General features: G+C 42.3%; 4 protein-coding genes. 3 read left to right on the top strand and 1 reads right to left on the bottom strand.

The genetic code is table 11. The features are described 5' to 3' along the window. Positions 1–102 precede the first annotated feature (102 nt). Positions 103–873 (bottom strand): segregation/condensation protein A, encoded by a 771-nt coding sequence (locus tag EWV84_RS08215; protein ID WP_286824239.1) that lies wholly within the window; start codon positions 871–873, stop codon positions 103–105. A 51-nt stretch (positions 874–924) separates the two neighbouring features. Between EWV84_RS08215 and pdxH the strand changes: the two genes are divergently transcribed. The 3 genes from pdxH to EWV84_RS08200 form a co-directional block, all read left to right on the top strand. Then, entirely contained in the window at positions 925–1,569 is a 645-nt protein-coding gene (gene pdxH / locus EWV84_RS08210) for a pyridoxamine 5'-phosphate oxidase (RefSeq protein ID WP_287077608.1), read from the top strand. Positions 1,570–1,803: 234 nt separating this feature from the next. Next, on the top strand, positions 1,804–2,106 hold the full coding sequence (locus tag EWV84_RS08205) for a trypco2 family protein (RefSeq protein WP_287077607.1): 303 nt from the start codon (positions 1,804–1,806) through the stop codon (positions 2,104–2,106). Positions 2,107–2,224: 118 nt separating this feature from the next. Then, positions 2,225–4,840, top strand: a 2,616-nt coding sequence (locus tag EWV84_RS08200) for an NB-ARC domain-containing protein (protein ID WP_287077606.1), incomplete at its 3' end; no start/stop codon positions are given.

Here is a 4,840-nt window from a genome sequence, read left to right as displayed (position 1 = left end):
CTTGTAGTACATCGCTTGGTACAAAAAACAAGGGCAACAAAGCCTGAAACGACCGGCTACTGACTCCTGACTCCTGACTCCTACCCCCACCGAAAAACTTTTTCAGCAGACCCTAATTAAAGAAATACTCAAATCCTGATAAAAATCCTCTTGTTTTAATTCCACTTTTGATTGAGAAGCCAGTAAAAGTAAAGCCCAAAAAATCGCCACCTTTTCCTGTGTTGCCGAGTGACTAGAGGGCTTTTCTGCTTGCCATAAATCTAATAAATACTCAAACTCTATCTCCTTTTTCTCTAATTGAAAAAACTTTCTCTGCAAAAAAAAGTCCAGTTCCGCCGCCAATTCCGTCAGGTTTTCTTGGTGGGCTAATTCCGTGATAATTTGTAACGCTTCCCGTCGGGATTGGGGACGGGGTTTCGGGACAACTACAGGCAGTTTCGGTAAAGCTTCAATCTCTAGGGCAATCTGTTGTAATTGAGTGATTAACTCCTGCAAAGTTACCCGTCTTTTTCGCGGTGGTGGGGCAGCAGTACGACGGCGAATATGATTTTCTAGATAACGGGGTAAAGTTCTTAATTCCCGTTCTAACTCGCTAATTTCCTCATCAATCAGACTTTCTTCTTGCTGGTCTAAAGACAATCTTTCTAGGGTATCAGCCTTAAATAAAACTAACATGGAAGCCCATAAAAAAGCCTGTCCCGATTGGGGTAAATTAGCCTGGGCCATGGCTAAATCTAGATCATTTAATAACCCCAATTCTGCCAAAAAGCGATCGATCACATCGATAACCTGCACATCCCAGGGGTCAATCTCTCCCTGTTCCGCCATTTCTAAAAGAGAGGCGATCGCATCACTGGCCGAGGTGATAGTCATGATTGTAGAATCTTGTAGGATCTCAAAGGATAGAATTTAGCAAGCAAAACCATGGACATATCGATCGCTGACCTGCGCTTGGACTACAATCTTGAAGAATTGCTAGAGTCAGAAACATCTGCCGATCCTTTCATTGTATTTAAACAATGGCTAGAACGGGCGGTATCTTCGGGAAGATTGGAACCCAACGCGATGACTTTAGCTACTATTTCCCCGGAGGGTAAACCCCGGGCCCGCATGGTATTGTTGAAAGACTTCGATCCTCACGGTTTTGTTCTCTTTACCAACTACCACAGCGCCAAAGGACAGGAATTAATCGCTAATCCCAATGCGGCCCTAGTGTTTTGGTGGGGAGAATTGCAACGGCAAATTAGGATTGAGGGAACTGTAGAAAAAATCAGCGAGGAGGAATCGGATAATTACTTTTTTGTCCGTCCCTGGGAATCTCGTTTAGGGGCCTGGGCCTCCCATCAAAGTGAAGTGATTTCTGGGCGGGATATCCTCGAAAAACGCCTAGCAGAACTAAAAGAAGAATATGCTGGTCGTGAAGTTCCCCGTCCTCCTCATTGGGGCGGTTTTCGCCTAATTCCTAGTTTAATCGAGTTCTGGCAAGGTCGCCCCAGTCGTCTCCACGATCGTCTCTGTTATTATCGTCAAGAAGATGGCAGCTGGCAAAGGCAACGTTTAGCCCCTTAGTTTGATCTTGACACCTTGTATTGGCAAAATAGCTCGATGCTAATTCAATTTGTCATTTTAGTCTTGAGATAATATTAGGTCGATTTCTTTTCCCAACCCGCGCTTCCCTTAGCGATCGGGTTGGGCTATTATGCCATTTGTAGAAAGGCAATCCGTCCGCCCTAAAGTTTCAGAAAAACGATAGAATTGGAAGGGTTTTTGTTTGCATCCTTCAAAAATAACTAGAGAATTAATATGGCCATCAATAAAGTTGGACTTCGGGAAACCTTAGAAGCATTGCGGGTTGAACTGAGTAAATCTATCTTAGCCGCTGAGGGTGAGCAGATTCGCTTTGAAGTGGGTGAAATTGAATTAGAGGTTCAATTTGTGGTTGAGCAGTCGAAAGAAGGCAAAGGTGGGCTGAAATTTTGGGTAGTAGAAATGGGTGGGGGTGTCACCAATAAAGATACGATAACCCATAGAATTAAAATTCCCCTTAAACCCTTTGGGAAAGATAGAAAACCTGTATTGACAGGAAGCGATGATATTCCCGATTAGAATTTTATACCACTAGGGACGCAATGCTTGCCCCCAAAGCAGTTAATTTGTAGGATGGGTTAGCGAAGCGTAACCCATCGCCATCCCAGAATAATACGTTACATCAATCCGATAAGTTATGGCCCAATTCCAACCCGATCGCGCTTTAGAAATTGTTGCCCCTAAGTATGGCACTGCCTATCGAATTGGGGGACGTTTATTGTTGACTTGTCGGCATCTATTTGATAATAGTAACAACTGTAAAGTACGATTTAGATCAGCATCAAACTATTCTGATAAGCAGGATATAGACGCTCAAGTAATTTGGAAAGCCCCCGATAATATAGATATAGCTTTAGTTGAATTACCAGAAACTATCGAAACTCGTGATCCTGTAGGTTTTGGGTTGTTACCTGATGCGAGTAGCACCCAAAAAGTTAAATTTGACTGTTTGGGCTTTCCTCTATTTTTACGGTATTCTGAAGATGATAAAAACTACGCCACAGGGTTACATATTGAGGGAACTATTAATGTGGCTAATCGTGTTCCTCATAACCGTTTGTTATTAAATATTAAAGATAGTCAAGACATACAACCCACCGATGAACAATTAGAAAGATTAGCAGAAGATCAGTCACCTTGGCAAGGAACATCGGGATCAGCAATTGTTTGTCATGGGTTAGTGATTGGGGTACAATCTAAACAGCCAATTAGAGATCGTCCGGCATCTTTAGAGGCTGAATCTTTGGCTAGGGTTTATGACAATCAAGAATGGTGTGAGATTTTAGAAAAACATGATATTGATCCTGAACCTAAACCCGTTATTTCAGTTAATCTTAATACTCGTTCCTATCGAAATCAAGCCCCTCCTAAACCGAGTTATTTTGTGGAACGCCCAGAGGTGAGTATTGATTTAAAGAAACTTTTGTTATCAGAAGCAAAGGATAATACAGGAACTTTAGTTATTAGTGCGATTTATGGATTAGGAGGGATTGGTAAATCGACTTTAGCGGCGGCATTGGCACAGGATCAAGCGGTTCAAGCTTATTTTCCTGATGGTATTTTCTGGGCAACTTTAGGTCAACAACCGGATATTTTATCCTTTTTGTATGGGTGGATACAAGCGTTAGGGGATTATGACTTTAAGCCCATGAGTGTTGATGCAGCATCCTTACAATTGAGGACTTTATTAGCAGATAAAAAAGCTTTATTAGTGGTAGATGACCTCTGGAATGTAGGAGATATTGAACCTTTTCAAATAGCAGGAAATAACTGTAAGTTATTAGTTACCACTAGGGAAGTTCCCGTTAAAGGAGCAACTCCTTATAATTTGGATGTGATGACGGAATCTCAATCCTTAGCCTTATTAAGAGGCTATTTAGGGAGTGAATTAACAGCAAAAGAACAAGAACAAGCTAAAAATTTAGCGAAAACTGTGGGATATTTACCCTTAGCCTTGGAGTTGGGAGCAGCACAAGTTAAAGATGGGATTACTTGGGATGAGTTACTAGAAGATTTACAGGCAGAAATCGCTTATTTAGAAATATTAGATCGAGCCGATGCAGAAGATACCCCCCATGAGGAAAAGCGAAAACATTATAGTTTAATTGCCTCTTTTAATCTCAGCTTAAAACGGTTAAAATCGGCAAGATTGCGACAATTTATCTGGTTAGGGGTCTTACCAGATGATGTGACGATTACAGAAAAGATGGCGGCGACTTTATGGGATTGTCAGGTTAAAGAAGCTAGGGAAACTTTAAGATATTTACGCGGTAAGGCTTTATTATTAACAGGGGTTTCCAGTGAACAAATTACTAATTATCGGGTGCATGATTTGTTACATGATTTAGCCCGAAATCTGCTGCAAGCGTCTTCTCATCCTCAAGCAGATTATCAATTGCCGGGGTTAGGGTTATCAATAACTGAGGCACATCAACAGCTTTTAAGTCGGTATCAAAAACAAATTAAGAGATCCCCCCTAACCCCCCTTAAAAAGGGGGGAAATGAGGTTGAAGTCCCCCTTAGTAAGGGGGATTTAGGGGGATCAAACTGGCACAGTTTAGAGGATGATGGCTACATTTATAATCATTTGCTCTGGCATTTGGAAAAGGCGCAACAGATAGCCCAGATTCATCTATTACTGAGGGAAGAAACCGCAGAAGGTCATAATGGCTGGTATAGTCAGTGTGAAAAGGAAGGGAAAACTGCTGTTTTTATCAAGGATATTGCTAGGGCGTGGCAGTTGGCGGAGGAGCATTTTAGCGAGAACAAGAGTGAGTTTATGGGGTTACAGGTTCGTTATGCTTTGATTACGACTTCTCTTAATAGTTTGGCGGGCAATATTCCAGCAGAATTAATGGCTTTACTGATTCAGCATGAAATCTGGACACCAGCGCAGGGATTAGCTTATGTGAGGCAAAATCAAGATGATGGGAAGCGAGCAGAAAGATTAAAGGCAATTAGTCCCCATCTTCCCTCTACTTTATTACCCGAAGCCTTAGCTACGGCTAGAGAGATTGGGAATGAATCCTACCGTGTAGAGGCATTGACAGGGTTAGCTCCCCATTTACCTGAAAATCTCTTACCCGAAGCCTTAGCTACAGCTAGAGAGATTGGGAATGAATCCTCCCGTGTAGAGGCATTGACAGGGTTAGCTCCCCATTTACCTGAAAATCTCTTACCCGAAGCCTTGGCTACAGCTAGAGAGATTGGGGATGAATCCGACCGTGCAGAGGCATTGACAGGGTTAGCTCCC

The organism is Microcystis sp. M_QC_C_20170808_M3Col, from assembly GCF_007095505.1.
In the GTDB taxonomy this organism is placed as follows: Bacteria; Cyanobacteriota; Cyanobacteriia; order Cyanobacteriales; family Microcystaceae; genus Microcystis.
The sequence above is the reverse complement of the archived record's forward strand: the minus strand, read 5'-3'. Positions and strand labels throughout refer to the sequence as shown.